At 69.2% G+C, this 16764-nt stretch carries 15 protein-coding genes; 12 read left to right on the top strand and 3 right to left on the bottom strand.

Going from position 1 to position 16764, the window contains the following annotated elements; genetic code table 11:
• Window positions 1–252: 252 nt before the first annotated feature.
• Window positions 253–1389, bottom strand: coding sequence for an acyl-CoA dehydrogenase family protein (locus BTH_RS12490; RefSeq protein ID WP_009908281.1), 1137 nt, complete (start codon window positions 1387–1389; stop codon window positions 253–255).
• Between BTH_RS12490 and BTH_RS12485 the strand changes: the two genes are divergently transcribed.
• From BTH_RS12485 to BTH_RS12475, 3 genes are all read left to right on the top strand, one after another.
• Entirely contained in the window at window positions 1388–2602 is a 1215-nt protein-coding gene (locus tag BTH_RS12485; protein WP_011401638.1) for a GlxA family transcriptional regulator, read from the top strand. The two genes, BTH_RS12490 and BTH_RS12485, sit on opposite strands and share 2 nt — an antisense overlap.
• Window positions 2603–2913: 311 nt before the next feature.
• Window positions 2914–3750, top strand: a complete 837-nt coding sequence (locus BTH_RS12480) for a PaaX family transcriptional regulator C-terminal domain-containing protein (protein ID WP_009908279.1) — start codon at window positions 2914–2916, stop codon at window positions 3748–3750.
• Between the two features lie 29 nt (window positions 3751–3779).
• Window positions 3780–4769 carry a fatty acid desaturase family protein gene (locus BTH_RS12475; RefSeq protein WP_009908278.1) on the top strand — a complete coding sequence of 330 codons (990 nt, stop codon included), beginning with the start codon at window positions 3780–3782 and terminating at the stop codon, window positions 4767–4769.
• A gap of 687 nt (window positions 4770–5456) precedes the next feature.
• Here the strand turns inward: BTH_RS12475 and BTH_RS12470 are convergent.
• Together BTH_RS12470 and BTH_RS12465 are read right to left on the bottom strand one after the other, a co-directional pair.
• The gene (locus tag BTH_RS12470) at window positions 5457–6635 is read right to left on the bottom strand and encodes a DUF1700 domain-containing protein (RefSeq protein WP_011401637.1); all 1179 of its coding nucleotides are present in this window, start codon (window positions 6633–6635) and stop codon (window positions 5457–5459) included.
• A complete protein-coding gene (locus tag BTH_RS12465; RefSeq protein ID WP_009901993.1) occupies window positions 6632–6973 on the bottom strand; it encodes a PadR family transcriptional regulator in 342 nt (113 codons plus the stop codon). The genes BTH_RS12470 and BTH_RS12465 overlap by 4 nt, the downstream gene beginning before the upstream one ends.
• A 340-nt stretch (window positions 6974–7313) precedes the next feature.
• On the opposite strand from BTH_RS12465, the gene BTH_RS12460 reads away from it, so the two are divergent.
• The 9 genes from BTH_RS12460 (at window position 7314) to BTH_RS12420 (ending at window position 16764) form a co-directional block, all read left to right on the top strand.
• Entirely contained in the window at window positions 7314–8984 is a 1671-nt protein-coding gene (locus tag BTH_RS12460) for a GMC family oxidoreductase (protein WP_011401636.1), read from the top strand.
• An 84-nt stretch (window positions 8985–9068) separates the two neighbouring features.
• Window positions 9069–9866, top strand: a complete 798-nt coding sequence (locus BTH_RS12455) for an SDR family NAD(P)-dependent oxidoreductase (RefSeq protein ID WP_009908275.1) — start codon at window positions 9069–9071, stop codon at window positions 9864–9866.
• A gap of 39 nt (window positions 9867–9905) precedes the next feature.
• Window positions 9906–10697: a molybdenum cofactor biosynthesis F family protein gene (locus BTH_RS12450; RefSeq protein ID WP_009908274.1), complete on the top strand. Its 792-nt coding sequence runs from the start codon at window positions 9906–9908 to the stop codon at window positions 10695–10697.
• A gap of 10 nt (window positions 10698–10707) precedes the next feature.
• Entirely contained in the window at window positions 10708–11100 is a 393-nt protein-coding gene (locus BTH_RS12445) for a nuclear transport factor 2 family protein (RefSeq protein WP_009908273.1), read from the top strand.
• Between the two features lie 54 nt (window positions 11101–11154).
• On the top strand, window positions 11155–12660 hold the full coding sequence (locus BTH_RS12440; RefSeq protein ID WP_009908272.1) for an aldehyde dehydrogenase family protein: 1506 nt from the start codon (window positions 11155–11157) through the stop codon (window positions 12658–12660).
• A 196-nt stretch (window positions 12661–12856) separates the two neighbouring features.
• Window positions 12857–14116: an ABC transporter substrate-binding protein gene (locus BTH_RS12435; RefSeq protein ID WP_009908271.1), complete on the top strand. Its 1260-nt coding sequence runs from the start codon at window positions 12857–12859 to the stop codon at window positions 14114–14116.
• Between the two features lie 4 nt (window positions 14117–14120).
• Window positions 14121–14999, top strand: coding sequence for a branched-chain amino acid ABC transporter permease (locus BTH_RS12430; RefSeq protein WP_009908270.1), 879 nt, complete (start codon window positions 14121–14123; stop codon window positions 14997–14999).
• A complete protein-coding gene (locus tag BTH_RS12425; RefSeq protein ID WP_009901975.1) occupies window positions 14996–16045 on the top strand; it encodes a branched-chain amino acid ABC transporter permease in 1050 nt (349 codons plus the stop codon). Before BTH_RS12430 ends, BTH_RS12425 begins: the two co-directional genes overlap by 4 nt.
• Window positions 16042–16764, top strand: a complete 723-nt coding sequence (locus BTH_RS12420; protein ID WP_009908269.1) for an ABC transporter ATP-binding protein — start codon at window positions 16042–16044, stop codon at window positions 16762–16764. The genes BTH_RS12425 and BTH_RS12420 overlap by 4 nt, the downstream gene beginning before the upstream one ends.

Genomic DNA, 16764 nt, shown 5'->3' with positions numbered 1-16764 from the left:
CCGTTCGGCGTTGGCGTCGGCGTTGGCGTCGGCTCGGCGAGGCACGGCGGCCCGCTCGGCGAGCCGATTCGCGTGCGGCGCGAAAAATCGATCCGACCTCAAGCAAGCGAAGCGCGTCCGGCGCAAGCGCCGTGCGGCACGCATGCGGATCGCTCGCATCGATCTACACCGCCGCGCGCGCATGCCGCCCGCGCTCGAACCGTGACGCGCGGCCGAGCCGGGCCGCACCGCCGGCGCGTCACGGCCACGCCGTCACAGCGTGCGCGCGATCAGCTCCTTCATGATTTCATTGGTGCCGCCGTAGATCTGCTGCACGCGCGAATCGGCCCACGCGCGCGCGATCGGGTATTCCCACATGTAGCCGTAGCCGCCGTGCAGCTGCACGCAGCGATCGATCACCTTGAACTGCAGCTCGGTCGTCCAGTACTTCGCCATCGAGGCCGTGGCCGCATCGAGCTTGCCCGCGAGCTGCAGCTCGATGCATTTGTCGACGAACACGCGGCCGATCTGGATCTCGCTCTTCAGCTCGGCGAGCGCGTGGCGGCTCGTCTGGAAGTCGATCACCGCACGGCCGAACGCGCGCCGGTCGCGCGTGTAGTCGAGCGTCCACGCAAGCGCCGCCTCGGCCGACGCGATCGCGCTGATCGCGATCTGCAGCCGCTCCCACGGCAGCTCCTGCATCAGATAGACGAAGCCGCGGTTCTCCTCGCCGAGCAGATTGCCAGCGGGCACGCGCACGCCGTCGAAAAAGAGCTCCGACGTGTCCTGCGCCTTCATGCCCACCTTTTTCAGCCGCTTGCCCTTGCTGAAGCCCGCCATGCCCGTATCGACGACGAACAGGCTCGTGCCCTTCGAGCCGCCTTCGGGCGTCGTGCGCGCGACGACGATCACGACGTCCGCGTGCCAGCCGTTCGTGATGAAGATCTTCGAGCCGTTGAGCACGTAGTGATCGCCGTCGCGCACCGCGCTCGTGCGCACGCCTTGCAGGTCGGAGCCCGCGCCGGGCTCGGTCATCGCGATCGCGCCGATCATCTCGGCGCTCGCGAGCTTCGGCAGGTAGCGCGCCTTGAGCGCATCGTCGCCGTAATGGAGGATGTACGGCGCGACGATCTCCGAATGCAGCCCGAAGCCTAGCCCCGACGCGCCCGCGCGCGCGATCTCCTCGAACAGCACGATGCTGTAGCGGATGTCCGCGCCCGCGCCGCCGTACGCTTCGGGCATGCTCGCGCAGTGGTAGCCCGCCTCGGCCGCCTTCGTCCACACGCCGCGATCGACGTAGCCCTGTTCCTCCCAGCGCTCGTGGTACGGCATCACCTCGGATTCGATGAAACGGCGGACGGACTCGCGGAACTGCTCGTGCTCTTCGGCGAAGATGGTGCGGGGAATCATGGCGTCTCCAGTGTGGGAATCGCGCGGCGCGCCGGCGTCGGCGCCGGCGGCAAGCTGTTTGCGGTATTTGAGCAAGTCCGGGACAATCTGCGTTGATCCGAAACGCCATTTTCTTGATATGAAAAAACCGCCGCGCGGCGCCGGCCGGCCCGGGGTCGCGATCCTTCTGCCGCCGCGCCTCTTGGGCGGCTACGTGTTCCTCACGCAGGAGATGCTGCTGCTCGCCGGCACGATGAAGGCGCGCAGCCTCGACGTCGTGAACAGCCGGCTGTTCGACATCGCGATGCTGTCGCACGACGGCCGGCCGGTGCCGACCATCGGCGGCGTCGACGTGCCGGCGACGGCCGCGCTGCGCGACACGGACGCGCACGAAGTCGTGATCGTCCCCGCTCAGTTCATGCCGGACGAGCAGATCGGCGCGGTCGAGCGCGTGTTCATCGATTGGCTGAAGCGCCGCTATGCGGCGGGCGCGCTCGTCGTCGGGCTCAACGCGGCGCCGCTGATCGCGAAGGCCGGCTTGCTCGACGGCCGCGGCGCGACCGGACTGCCGAGCGAGCGCACGCTGTTCGCACGGCATTTCCCGGCGGTGCGCTATACGCCGTCGAAGCCGCTCGTCGTCGACGGGCGGCTCATCACGGTGAGCGGCATCAATCCGGCCGTCGACGCATGCGCGTACGTGATCGACTACTGCTTCGGCGCGGGCGTGTCGCAGCGGCTGCTGCGGGTCGCGCTCACGCAATCGCTGCCGTCGTACGAGCACATGGCCGTGTGGGCCGCGCAGTACAAGCGGCACGGCGATGCGCCGGTGCTCGCGGTGCAGGACGGCGTCGAGCGCGCGCTCGCGCACCCGCCGACACTCGCCGAGCTCGCCGCGCGCGCGGCGATGAGCGAGCGCACGCTGTCGCGCCGCTTCGCGGCCGCGACCGGGCTCACGCTGCGGCGCTACGTCGCCGCGCTGCGCGTCGAGCTCGCCGCGTTCCTGCTGCGCACGAGCCGGATGACGCTCGACCATATCGCCGACGAATGCGGCTTCGCGAGCGCGAGCGCGCTGAGCCATGCGTTCCTCGCGGGGCAAGGATGCAGCCCGGTTCAGTATCGGAACCGGCATCGGCCCGACGCGCGGCGCGATGCGGCGCAAAACGGCAGCGCGGGCGGCACGGCGGCGATTTCGGGAACGGGCGGGGCAAGCGCGGGCGAGCAGGCCGGAAAGTGATCGGGCGGCCCGCGGCGCCATAGACCGTCGGCGCGCCCGCCTTCGCCTGTCAGCCCCTCACCTTTCACGGCGGTCGCGGCGCGCAAACCACGTCGCCGCGCCATGCTTCGCGCGCCGCACGATCGCCGCTCCGGCCCGCCCAACAAGGCTAGGGCGGGTTCGCCCACCTCGACCGGCACACCCGCGACCGCGATGCCGGCTGCTTCGTGCGTCGCCATTTCCCCTCTCAAGCCACTTGAAATATTACACAAAATTCTATATAAATTAATTATGAGTAATCACCTTTCGTTCTCCCGCCGCGAAACCTCTCCATGACGCAACCCACCGCGAAACATCTGATCCTCGATTTGCTGGTCGCCAAGGACGGCGAGCCGTTGCAGGTACGCGAAGCGATCATCGCGTGCCGGCTGTTCGGCCTCACCGAGAACAGCGTGCGCGTCGCGCTCGCGCGGCTTGCGGCCGAATCGCTCGTCGAGGGCGCGGAGCGCGGCAGCTACCGGCTCGGGCCGTCGGCCGTCGAGCTGTCCGAGGAGCTGACCGCCTGGCGCACGGTCGAATCGCGGCTGCGCCGCTGGAGCGGCGCGTATCTGATGGTGTCGTGCATCTCGCTCGGCCGCGTCGACCGCACCGCCCTCGCCCGCCGCGAGCGCGCGCTCGAGATGCTCGGCTTCCGCGAATGGGACAAGAGCCTGTACGTGCGCCCGGACAACATCGCGGGCAACGTCGATTCGGTGCGCCGGCGGCTGACGAACCTCGGCGTCGAGCCGGCCGCGGCCGTGTTCGTCGCGATGGGCTTCGACGCCGCGCAGGAAGCGCGCATCCGCGCGCTGTGGGACGGCGACGCGCTGTCGGACACGTATCGCACGCTCGGCGCGCAGCTTGAAGACTGGCTCGCGCGTGCGCCGGAGCTCGATCTCGACGTCGCCGCGCGAGAGGCGTTCCTGCTCGGCGGCAAGGCGATCCGGCAGGTCGTGTTCGATCCGCTGCTGCCGGAGCCGTTTGTCGACGTCGCCGCACGCGCGGTGTTCATCGAATGCGCGCGGCGCTACGTCGGCGCGGGCCACCGGATCTGGCGCGCCCTCCTCGACAGCGAGCATCCGTCCGCGCCGGGCGCGGCGCGCGCCGCCGTCGCGGGCCACCTGCACTAGCACGGGAGACAGCCGGAGGAGACATCGACATGACCGACAGAATCCGCATCCGCGATCTCTTCACCCGCGACGAGATCCGCGCGCTGACCGCGCGCTCGAATTGGCGCGGCGCGTGGGCGGTCGGCTCGACATGGGCGGTGATCGCGCTCGCGTTCGCGGGTCTCGCGTATGCACGCGCGCATTTTCCGGCCTGGGGCTTCGCGCTCGCGCTCGCGGCCGGCATGACGATCATCGCCGGACGCCAGCTCTGTCTCGGCATTCTTCAGCACGACGCCGCGCACGGCACGCTGTTCCGCACGCGCTGGGCGAACGACGTGCTCGTCGACTGGCTGTGCGCGCGCCCGATCTGGAACGAGCTGCACAAGTACCGCCCGTACCACCTGACGCACCATGCGACGACGTCGTCGAGCGCCGATCCCGACCTGTCGCTCGTCGCGGGCCTGCCGACGACGCGCGCATCGCTCGCGCGCAAGTGCCTGCGCGACCTTTCGGGTGTCACGGGCGTCAAGTTCCTGATCGGCCGCGCGCTGATGGACGCGGGCGTGCTCAAGTGGTCACTGACGAACGACATCCAGCGCCTGCCGCAGACGGGCCGCCGCTGGCGGGACTATCCGGTCGCGTTCTTGCGCACCGCGGCCGGCATGCTGATCACGAACGCCATCCTGTTCGGCGCACTGTGGGCGAGCGGCCATCCGTGGCTGTACGGCGTGTGGGTGCTCGCGTACGTGACGCCGTTTCCGCTTTTCATCCGCATCCGCTCGATGGCCGAGCATGCGTGCCGCGAAACGAGCGACGATCCGCTGCGCAACACGCGCACCACGCACGCCGGCTGGCTCGCGCGCGCGACCGTCGCGCCGATCCGCGTGAACTACCATGTCGAGCATCACCTGATGGCGTCGGTGCCGTACTTCAGGCTGCCGAAGATGCACCGCATGCTGCGCGAGCGCGGCTGCGTCGCGCGCCCGCCATCGTACTGGCAGGTGCTGAAGACCGTCAGCGGGAAGACGGCGGCGGCATGAATGCTTCCAGCCTCCCCGCGTCGGCTGCGAGCGGCCGGCGCGCTCAGGCGCATCGAGTGCCGCCGTCGCGCGATCGGCTGTTTGCGCACGATCGATTGCCGCCCGCCGGTTTCGCGTCTGGAGAAGAGACGTTGATGCGATGCGAAGCCCACGTTATCCGAATTCCCGCCAACACCGCCTCGGCGTGCGCGCGGCAATCCGCTTACAACCAGTGGACAATTTGGGGATAAATCACCACCCGAACTGTGCGCCTCGAAAGTTGTTCTTCACAGCCCGGGACAATTCATCGTCTGTACAGAAGGTTGCGAGATCGACAGGACATTGAAGCGAAAGGCATCTTGGCGCTTATCCACAGAAAGCCGCTGCCTTTATTGACTATTACTATGTTTATATACAAACAAAATACAAAACATAGACAGTGACTTGCATGCTCCGCGGCACAGAAAAGGATGTCCGCCGTCAGAGACTTATCCGAAACGCGGATTGTCGCCGAACTTTCGCATGCTTGAATCGCCATTGAACGCTCGGCAGCCCGTCGCACAGCCGTCGAGCCTGCCTGCAAGCGATGCTTTTGCACAGCCGCGCGGGGTCCTTCTGGCCGCGCTTTCCTCACAGAAAAAAAGCGCCCGGAATCGCCCGAGCGCTTTTGAATCTCCCCAAACCCAAGCTCGACGGAACCGCCGAATCTCAGCTCCCCCGTTCCCGCTCGAGCTTCGCCGACACCGCATCGATCCGCCGCCGCACATACCGCACGAGCGCGCGCCACGTAACGCGCGTCAACCAGATGCACACGAGCAGCCCGACGATCCCGATCGGCAGCATCGCAAGCCCGTAGCCGAACGCGATGCCGCCGAGCGCGAACCCGGTCGGCGCGGCGACGCTCACGTGCTGCTTGCCGTTGTCGACGGTGATCCGGCCGCCGACGATCGATACCGCGTTCTCGCCATTCGTCACCGACAGGTTCATGCCGCCGCGGCCGTCCGGCGTCATCTGCACGTTGCCGCCTGCGATGCCTGGCACGTTCACGCCCGGCATCGACGCGCCCGTGTTCGCGACCGTCATCTGATCGCCGCTCGCGCTCTTCAGATCGAGCGCGATCACGTCGGCGCGCGCGATGTTGAACGTGCCGTCGCTGCCCGTCGCGAGCAGCGCGCGCGCGCCGTCGCCGGTCGCGTCGACCGAAAGCTTGCCGTCCTGCTTGCGCGCATCGATCACGCCCTTGCGCGTGACGATCGACACCCGGCTGCCGTCGTGCAGGTCGAGCACGTAGCGCTCGCCGTCGACGCGCAGTTCCTTCGCGTCGTTCAGCGCATCGGCGGCCGCGGCGCTCGCGCTCTTCGAATTCTTCGCGTCCTTGCCGCCCTGCGCGTCCTTGCCCGCCGCCGCGCCCTTGCCGTCCGCCGCGCCGGCCACGCCGACCTGCGCCGCGCCGCCGCCGAACGGCAGGACGCCCGGCACCGGCGTGCCGAACACGTAATGGCTGCCGAATGCGACGAGCGTGACGAGCCCGGCCACCGTCAGCGCGCCGAAGAACACGTAGCCGGTCGTCAGCACGAGCATGTACAGCAGAAACGGCACGAGCAGGATCAGGTGCAGCAGCCCGAGGCCCGCGATCGAGCCGACGACGCGCATCAGATTGCCGAACGAGCGCCGCTCCTCCCATTGCCGGAAATTCGCCTGCGCCTTCAGCTCGCGCGCGAGCTTCTCCGGATCGCCGAGCGCGGCGATCACGTCTTCCTCCGCGCGCCCGGCCGAGAGCGCGTCGCCGATGTACTCGCGGTAGTCGGCGACGATCTCGTCGACGTCCCGCTTCGGCAGGCTGCCGAGCGCCTGCCGCAACCGCTGGATGAATGCGTCCTGCTTCATTGCCGTTCCTCTCCGTCCGCTTGCGTGCGGTGCAGCGCCAGCACGCCGTTGACTTCGTCGACGAAACTCCGCCACTCGTTTTCCATCTGCCGCAGGCTCGCGCGCCCGGCGTCGGTGATCGAGTAGTACTTGCGCGGCGGCCCCGACGTCGACTCGACGAGGTAGGTCGTCACCCAGGCCTCCGCCTGCAGGCGCCGCATCAGCGGATAGATCGTGCCTTCGCTGATTTCCATCGTTTCGGCAAGCGTCGACACGAGCTCGTACGCGTAGCTGTCCCGCCGCGCCAGCACGGCGAGCACGCACATGTCGAGCGCGCCTTTCTTCAACTGGGTCTTCATTCCGTTCCGCCGGCGTAGTGTGCGTTGCAAGATACCGTGTCATGTTCTGCCGCGGCCCGTCGTGCGGCCCGCCGCGAACATGGGCGGACTATAGCAACAGGTATCATCTAATGCAAGGTACTGTTTTATGCACGATGGATGCCTCGAAACGGCAATCCAACGACAATAGGGACGGACCGCGCCCGCGATGTGTGCGCAAGGCCGCGCATCGCGCACGCCGTCCCCGTCCTCCGCTCAGAACGCAGTTTGAATTGATCGATAGCGCACACCGCGCGCACGCCGGCCGATTTCGCCGATAGTGGCAACCTGTCCATCCATCCGACCCAGCGAGAAGCGACATATGTCCGCGGCAACCCCCAAAGGCTCGACGGAATTCGACTACATCGTGATCGGCGGCGGCTCGGCCGGCTGCGTCGCCACGCACCGGCTCGTCAATGCCGGGCATCGCGTGCTGCTGCTCGAAGCCGGCCCGCCCGACAATTCGTTCTTCGTCCACACGCCCGCGACGTTCGTGCGCGTGATCGGCACGAAGCGGACCTGGGTCTACGAGACGGAGCCGCAGGCGCACGCGGCCGGCCGGCGCATGTACGTGCCGCAGGGCCGCACGCTCGGCGGCGGCAGTTCGGTGAACGCGATGGTCTACATCCGCGGCACGCCCGCCGATTACGACGGCTGGCGCGACGCCGGCTGCGACGGCTGGGGCTGGGACGACGTGCTGCCGTTTTTCCGGCGCGCCGAGCGCAACCACCGGCTCGCGGGGCCGCTGCACGGCGCCGACGGGCCGCTGCACGTGAGCGACGCGCGCTTTCGTCATCCGCTGAGCGACGCGTTCGTGCAGGGCGCGCAGGAGTTCGGGCTGCCGTACAACGACGACTTCAACGGCGCGTCGCAGGCGGGCGTCGGCTTCTATCAGACGACGACGTTCGAAGGCCGGCGCGGCAGCACCGCCGCGACGTATCTCGCCGCCGTCAAGCGCGATCCGCTGCTGACGATCGAGACCGACGCGTTCGTCACGCGCATCGTGTTCGAGAACGGCGCGGCGGTCGGCGTGCGCTACCGTGCGCGCGGCGGCGAGGAGCGGCTCGTGCGCGCACGCGCGGAGATCGTGCTTTGCGCGGGCGCGCTCGCGAGCCCGAAGCTCCTGATGCTGTCGGGCATCGGCCCGGCGGATCAGCTCCGGCAGCACGGCATCGCGGTCGTGCACGATTCGCCCGAGGTCGGACTCAACTTCCAGGACCATCTCGAAGTGTCGCTGTATGGCCGCGCGCGCGCGCCGATCAGCCTCGCGGGCCAGGACCGCGGGCTCAACGCGCTGCGCCACGGCATCCAGTACACGCTGTTCCACACGGGGCTCCTCACGTCGAACGTCGTCGAGAGCGGCGGCTTCGTCGATACCGCGAACGGCGGCCGCCCCGACGTGCAGTTCCACGTGCTGCCCGTGCTCGTCGGCGACGTCGGCCGCGAGCCGCTCGAAGGGCACGGGATCTCGATCAACCCGTGCTTCCTGCGGCCGAAGTCGCGCGGCACGGTGCGCCTGCGCAACGCCGATCCGCTCGCGCCGATTCTGTTCGACGGCAATTTCCTCAGTCATCCGGACGATTTCGCGACGCTCGTGCGCGGGCTTTCGCTCGCGCGCGAGATCATGCGCATGCCGTCGATGTCGAAGGCGATCGCGGGCGAGATGCTGCCGACCGACGGCGGCCGCGTCGATCTCGACGCATACGTGCGCTCGCACGCGAAGACCGTCTATCACCCGTCGGGCACGTGCCGGATGGGCGGCGATCCGGGCTCGGTCGTCGATTCGCAGCTGCGCGTGCGCGGCGTCGGCGGGCTGAGGATCTGCGATGCGTCGGTGATGCCGTCGCTCGTGTCCGGCAACACGAATGCGCCGACGATCATGATCGCCGAGCGCTGCGCCGAATTCATGCTGTCGCCCGCGCTCGCGCCGAACGCGCGCGCCGGCGCGAGCGCGCCGCGGGCCGCACCGCTGGACGCGGGCCATGCGCGCTGAGTGTCCCGCGTTCGTCGTTTCGTCGCGCCGTCGGGCAAATCGTCACGATCGCGCTTTCACGTTCATTCGAAGGAGACGTCAGTCATGCACACGTTCAACGGCAAGGTCGCGTTGATCACGGGCGGCGGCACGGGCATCGGCGCGGCCGTCGCGCGCAAGTTCGTCGAAGCGGGCGGCAGGGTCGTGCTGCTCGGCCGCCGCCGCGAGCCGCTCGACGCGGTCGCGAAGCCGCTCGGCGCCGCCGCGATCGCCGTCGCGGGCGATGCGGCCGACGCGCACGACGTGCGGCGCGCGCTCGATGACGCGCGCGCGGCGTTCGGCAGCGTCGACGTGCTGGTCGCGAACGCGGGCGGCCACGGCGTCGGCAGCGCGCTCGACACCGACGACGCGTCGTGGGCGCAATCGACGCGCGTGAACCTCGACACCGCGTTCGTCTGCGCGCGCGAGTTGCTGCCCGAGCTGATCGAGCGGCGCGGCAGCATCGTGATCCTGTCGTCGCTCGCCGGACATTTCGCAGGCCCGAACGTCGTCGGCTACGTGACGACGAAGCACGCGCTGATCGGCCTCACGCGCTCGCTCGCGCGCGATTACGGCCGCTGCGGCGTGCGCGTGAACGCGGTGTGTCCGGGCTGGGTGCGCACCGCGATGGCCGACGAGCAGATGGATGCGCTGCGCGACGCGCACGGGCTCGCGACGCGCGAGGACGCATACCGGCTCGTCACGCGCGACGTGCCGCTCGGCCGCCCGGCGGAGCCCGACGAGGTGGCCGACACGGTGCTGTATCTCGCGTCGCCGCATGCGTCGATGATCACGGGCACGTCGCTGCTCGTCGACGGCGGCGCATCGGCCGTCGATCTGCCGACGATCGAATTCGCGCGCTGAACGCGGCCGCGCCCGACAACACTTTCCGAGGATTCACCGATGAACGACAAACCGCAGGACTGGAAAAACTACGAAGACTTCGCGGCCGGCATCGACACGAACCGGCTGCCCGCGACCGGCGCGCTCGCCGGCCGCGCGTTGACGTTCGAACTGCCGAGCGGCGCGTTCGCCGCGCACTTCGTCGACGGCCACACGCTCGCGTGGCGTCGCGGCGACGCAGGCGACACCGACTGGTACGAGGCGATCGAAGTCGCGCCCGATACGTTCTTCGTCGACGTCACGTTCATAAGCCGGCCGGCCGAAGCGCTGACGCTCGTGTTCAATACCGCGACGCGGCGCGTGCTCGGCATCCTGTCGCGGATTCGCAGCCGCGAAGAGGCGGGCGCCGCGCCGCGCGTCGCGCAGGAATTTCTGGTCGGCACGCTCGCGAGCGGCGATGCCGGCGAGGGCGCTTCGGGGGCCGTGCCGGCGGAAACGCGCGACCTGATCGGCACACGCACGCTGAACGTCTACAGCCCGAACCACACGTACGAGCACACATACCTGAGCTCGACGCGCTACTGCTGGCAATGCCTCGTCGGCGAGCAGCGCGGCCACGGCGACGTCGATCTCGCGACGACCTACAAGTTCGCCGACGATCTCTACGTGTTCACGTTCCGCGAATTCCTGATTCCGGTTGCGTCGGTGTTCGTGTTCAACTTCGCGGCCGGCCGCTCGACGGGCAAGTTCCTCGGCGAAACGGGCGACGGCGCGATCGCGAACCGTCCGGCCGGCTCCTTCATCCGCAAACTGTCGCAGGCCGTCTATCCGGCCGATGCGCAACCCGTCTGAGGATCACATGATGCGCACCCCTTATCAAATCGTCGCCGATCACTACGCGGCATCCGACAGGCATGACCCCGCCGCGATGATGGCCGATATCGCGCCCGCGATCGAATGGACCGAGATGGCGGGCTTTCCGTGCGCGGGCACGTACCGCAGCGCGGACGAGATCGTTCGCAACGTGTTCCGGCGTCTCGGCGAAGAGTGGGACGGCTACACGTTCAAGCTCGACGCGCTGCACGACGCGGGCGACACGGTGATCGGCGTCGGCCGCTACTCGGGCACCTACAGGCGAACCGGCAAGTCGTTCGAGTGCCGCGTCGCGCACGTATGGCGCGTCGACGCAGGCAAGATCGTGCACTTCGAGCAGTTCACCGACACGCTGCTCGTCGCGCAGGCGATGCAGCCGTAAGCGCGCTCGCGCGTTCGCTCCACCGTTCCGTTTTCCGTTCCGCACGAGATATTCATGAATCTGGCCGCTCTCTCGACCCAGCATCAACGCCAATCCGGCTTTCTCGCCCGCCGCCAGTTCGGCAACTGGATCGACGGCGCCGCCGCCGAGCCGCGCTCGGGCCGCTATCTGCCCGTCGTCGATCCCGCGACCGAGATGACGATCGCCGAAGTCGCCGCGAGCGACGCGCGCGACGTCGATGCGGCCGTCGCCGCCGCGCGCCGCGCCTTCGATTCGGGCGACTGGCCGCGAATGCGGCCCGCGAGCCGCGAGAAGCTGCTGCATCAGCTCGCCGACCGGATCGAGCGCTACGCGGACGAGCTCGCCGCGCTCGAAACGCTCGAAACCGGCAAGCTCGTCGGGCTCGCGCGCGCGATCGACGTGCTGGGCGGCGCCGAATACGTGCGCTACATGGCCGGCTGGGCGACGAAGCTCGAAGGCTCGACACTCGACACGTCGATCGCCGTGCCCGCCGGCACGGAGTATTTCGCGTACACGCGCCGCGAGGCGGTGGGCGTCGTCGGCGCGATCGTGCCGTGGAATTTTCCGCTCGCGATCGCGTTGTGGAAGGTCGCCACCGCGCTCGCGTGCGGCTGCACGGTCGTGCTGAAGCCGTCGGAGGAAACGCCGCTCACCGCATTGCGCCTCGGCGAACTCGCGCAGGAAGCAGGGCTGCCCGACGGCGTGCTGAACGTGGTGACGGGCACGGGCGCGGATACCGGCGCGGCGCTCGTCGCGCATCCGGGCGTCGACAAGATCACGTTCACGGGCTCGGTCGGCGTGGGCAAGGCCATTGGACATGCGGCCGTCGACCGGATGGCGCGCTTCACGCTCGAGCTCGGCGGCAAATCGCCGCTGATCGTCTTCGACGACGCCGATCCCGACGTCGCCGCGCGCGGCGCGGCGCAAGGCATCTTCTTCAATCAGGGGCAGGTTTGCACGGCAGGCTCGCGCGTGTACGTGCACAAGAGCCTGTTCGAGCGGGTCGTCGCCGGCATCGCGGCGGCCGCCGAATCGATGAAGATCGGCTCGGGTTTCGATCCGAACACGCAGATCGGCCCGCTCGTGTCGAAGCGGCACTTCGAGCGCGTGCTCGGCCACATCGACGCCGCGAAGGAAGAGGGCGCGACGCTCGTCACGGGCGGCACGCGCGCGCTCGACGGCGGCTATTTCGTGAAGCCGACGGTATTCGTCGACGCCGCCCCCTCGATGCGGATCGTGCGCGAAGAGGTGTTCGGCCCGGTCGTCACGGTCACGCCGTTCGACACGGTGGACGACGCGGTGCGGCTCGCGAACGACAGCGACTTCGGGCTCGCGGCGAGCGTGTGGTCGCAGAACCTGTCGCGCGTGCATCGCGTCGTGCCGCGGCTGAAGGCGGGCATCGTCTGGGTCAACACGCACAACATGCTCGACAACAATCTGCCGTTTGGCGGCGTCAAGCAATCGGGCTACGGCCGCGAGCTCGGCCGCGCGGCGCTCGAACAGTTCACCGAGCTCAAGTCCGTCTGCATCGCGCATTGAGCGGCGAGCCGGCGTGCGTCGGCGCGCGCCGCGCGCCGGCCGCGCATCGATGGAACGGCGAAGCGCAGAAATTTCGAAGTACTGAATCACCGGGACGCGCGAGAACCGGCGAACCGCAGCGACACCGAAGCATCCACGCAGCACCCGAGGGCGCGGCCCGCAAGCGCCGCGCCCCACGAAAACACCAGGAGACACGATGAAGCCGCTTTCCCCCAACATGAAGCGCACGCTCGCCGGCGCGTGCATCGGCGCCGCGGGATTTCTCGCACAGCATGCGGCGTTCGCGCAGAGCTGCGGGCTCGCGAACGGCAAGCCCGCGACCGGCGCGCCGATTCCGATCGGCGCGATCGTCGGCAAGACCGGCCCCGACGATTTCAGCTCGTCGACGCGCGCGGCCGCCGCGTACTTCAAATGCGTGAACGCGAACGGCGGCATCAACGGCCGGCCGGTCCAGTATCTCGTCGAAGACGATCAATGGAATCCGGAAACGGCGTCGCAGGTCGCCTCGAAGCTCGTGCGCGACCGCAAGGTGCTCGCGCTCGCGGGCAACGCGAGCTTCGTCGAATGCGGCGCGAACGCGAAGTTCTACGAGCAGGAGAACGTGATCGCGATAGCGGGCGTCGGCGTGCCGCGCGAATGCTATTTCGCGCGCAACTACGTGCCGCTCAACATGGGGCCGCGTCTGTCGATGACGCAAGCCGCGCTGTACGCGAAGCAGCAGTACAAGGCGACGCGAATGGTCTGCATCGCGCCGAACATCCCGAGCCTCGGCGCGTGGTCGTGCGAGGGGCCGGTGCTGTGGGGCAAGCGCAACGGCGTGAGCGTCGATACGATCGTGATGGACCCCGATTCCGCCGATCCGACGTCGGTCGTGCTGCAGGCGGCGTCGAAAAATCCTCAGGCGATCCTGCTCGGGCTGCCGAAGGGGCTGATGGTGCCGATCCTGTCGGCCGCCGAGCAGCAGAACCTCGGCCGGCGGATTCACTTCGTCTCGGCGGCGTCCGGCTACGACCTCGGCGTACCGAAGGCGATCGGCCCGTACTGGAAGGGCAACTTCGACGTGAATCTCGAATTCCAGCCGCTCGACGCGCCGACGCCGGACAACCAGAACTGGCTCGCGGTCATGAACAAATACGGCGAGAAGAAAGACCCCCGCGACACGTTCTCGCAGGCCGGCTATCTCGCCGCGCGGCTCGTGACCGATACGCTGCTGAAACTGCCCGCGAACCAGCTCGACCGCGCGCACGTGACGGCCGCGCTGCGCGAGGTGAAGGACTTCCGCAGCGACATCCTGTGCGGTCCGTTCTACGTCGGCGCGGGCGAGCGGCACAACGCGAACAACGCGGGCCGGATGGCGCAATCGACGGGCGCGGGCTGGAAAACCGTGTCGACGTGCCAGGCGGTCGACGATCCGCAACTCGTCGACATCCGCGCGGCCGAAAAGAAGATGCACTGACGCCATGAACGCGATCGACTTCGTTCCTTACCTGATCTCCGGGCTCGGCGTCGGCGCGGTCTACGCGCTGTCGGGCGTCGGCCTCGTCGTGCTGTATCGCGCGTCCGGCGTGCTGAACTTCGCGTTCGGCGCGACGGGCGCGCTCGGCGCATACGTCGCGGCCGCATGCCTCGACGCCGGCTATCCGCAGGCGCTCGCGTGGGGCGCGGCGATCGCCGCGTCCACCGCGGCGTCGCTCGTCTACGGCCTCGCGCTCGCGCCGCGGCTCGCCGCGCGCGACCGCGTGGTGCGCAGCATCGCGACGCTCGGCTTCGCGCTCGTGCTGCTCGGCTTCTGCGAATGGTACTGGGGCGACACGCCGCGCCGCCTCGTGCTGCCGACCGACAGCGAAGCGCTCGACTTCGGCGACGTGCGCTTCACGTACACGCGAATCGTCGGCCTCGCGCTCGCGTTCGCGATGATGGCGGCGATCGGCGTCGTGCTCGCGCGCACGCGGCTGGGACTGCAAATGCGCGCGCTGTCGAACGACCGGCACTTGAGCGGCCTGCTCGGCATTCGCGTGCTGCGCGTCGACGTCGCCGCATGGGCGATCTCCGGCGTGTTCGCGGGCATCACCGGGCTGCTGCTCGGGAACCTCGTGCGCCTGCAGGCGGCCGTGCTCACGTTCCTCGTGATCCCGGCGTTCGCCGCGGCGATCGTCGGCCGGCTCGCGTCGTTGCCCGCGACGGTCGCGGCCGGCGTCGCGATCGGCCTTGCCGAGGCGCTCGCGATCACCGTGCCCGGCTTCGCGCCGTACCGCAGCGCGACGCCGTTCCTGATCGCGCTCGTCGCGATGCTCTTCATCGGCTCCCAATCGAGCGGCCACGCCGCGAACGAATCATGAAAACGCCTCTCGCCTTCGCCGCGCCGCCGCGCGATGCGGCCGCACGCGCCACGCCGTCCGGCGCGCGCCTGCCACTCGTCGCGACGCTCGGCACGCTCGCCGCGATCGCGCTCGTCGTGCCCGCCGTCGCCGACGCATACTGGATCAAGACGCTGACGTCCGCGCTGACGGTCAGCATCGCCGCCGCCGGCGTCGCGCTGCTATACCGGCAGCTCGGGCTCGTGTGCCTGTCGCAGCACGCGCTGCTCGGCGTCGGCGGCTGGATCGCGCTCAGGCTCGCGCATCTCGGCGCGCCGTTCGAGCTCTGCGTGATCGCGGGCGCGGCGGGCGGTAGCGCGGTCGGGATGATCGCGGGGCTTCCCGCGCTGCGCCTGCGCGGCCTCTATCTCGCGCTCGTCACGCTGATGATGGCGGGCGGGTTTCAGGTCGTCGTGTCCGCGATCGGTTTTCCGGACGGCGGCGGCGGCTTCACCGGCCATCTGTCGTTCGGCGCGCGGCAGATGATGGCGCGGCCGCTCGCCGGCCAGAGCGACGCCGCGTATTTCCGCTATGTCGCCGCGTGGGCCGCGCTCGCGTTCGCGCTGATCGAGCTGCATCGCCGCTCCAAAGCGGGGCGCTCGTGGGCGCTGATCCGGCGCGGCGAGATGCCGGCGCTTGCGGCGGGCGTCAACGTCGTCTTCTACCAGACCTGGGCGTTCGGCCTCGCGGGCTTGCTTGCCGGGCTGTCGGGCGGCCTGCTGGCGGGCTCCGTCGGCCAGCTCGACGGGCGCGCGTTCGCCGCGTCCGAATCGGTGCTGCTGTTCGCGCTGTCGGTCGTCGGCGGCGTCTATCACTGGTTCGGCGCGCTGATCACCGGGCTGCTGCTGCGCGCGGTGCCCGCGCTGCTGACCGACTTCGGCGTGAACGGCTATCTCGCGATGATCTTCTTCGGCGCGGCGCTGCTGCATGCGCTGATCACGGCGCCCGCCGGCATCGCCGGGCAGCTTGCGGCGCTCGCGTCGCGGATCGCGCGCGCGTTTCGCGCCCGCGACGGAGGCGCACGATGATCGAGATCTCGAACCTGACCGTGCAGTTCGGCGGCACGCGCGTGCTCGATGCGCTCGACGCGAAGCTCGCCGCGCCGATATGCGGGCTGATCGGCCCGAACGGCGCGGGCAAGACGACGCTCCTGAACGTGCTGAGCGGCTTTCTGCGGCCGCGCGCGGGCAGCGTCGCGCTCGACGGCCGCGCGCTGCTCGCGCTCTCCGTCGCCGAGCGCGTGCGCGCCGGCGTGCGGCGCACGTTCCAGACCGAACAGATCGTCGAGGATCTGAGCGTTCACGACAACGTGCTCGCGCTTGCCGAGCACGTGATGCCGGCCTTCGCCGCGCGCGAGGACACGCGGCGCGCGCTCGAGCTTGTCGGCCTCGCGGATGTCGCGCACATGCGCGGCGCGGCCCTCAACCTGTATCAGCGCCGGATGCTGGAGCTCGGCAAGGCGCTCGTCGGCGCGCCGCGCCTGCTGCTGCTCGACGAGCCGGGCGCCGGCCTGAACGAGACGGAAGCCGCGCGGCTCGCCGACGTGATCGTTCGCATTCCGGAATGTGTCGGCGCGCAGGTGCTGCTGATCGATCACGACGTCGACCTGATCGACGCCGTGTGCGAGGCGACGCTCGTGCTCGATTTCGGCAAGCGGCTCGCGCTCGGTCCGACACGCGCGGTGCTCGACGATCCGCTCGTGCGCAGCGCGTATCTCGGCCAGGCGTTCGACGAGCATGCGGCCTGA

The organism is Burkholderia thailandensis E264 (assembly GCF_000012365.1).
Lineage (GTDB): Bacteria > Pseudomonadota > Gammaproteobacteria > Burkholderiales > Burkholderiaceae > Burkholderia > Burkholderia thailandensis.
This window is presented reverse-complemented; position numbering and strand designations above follow the sequence as displayed.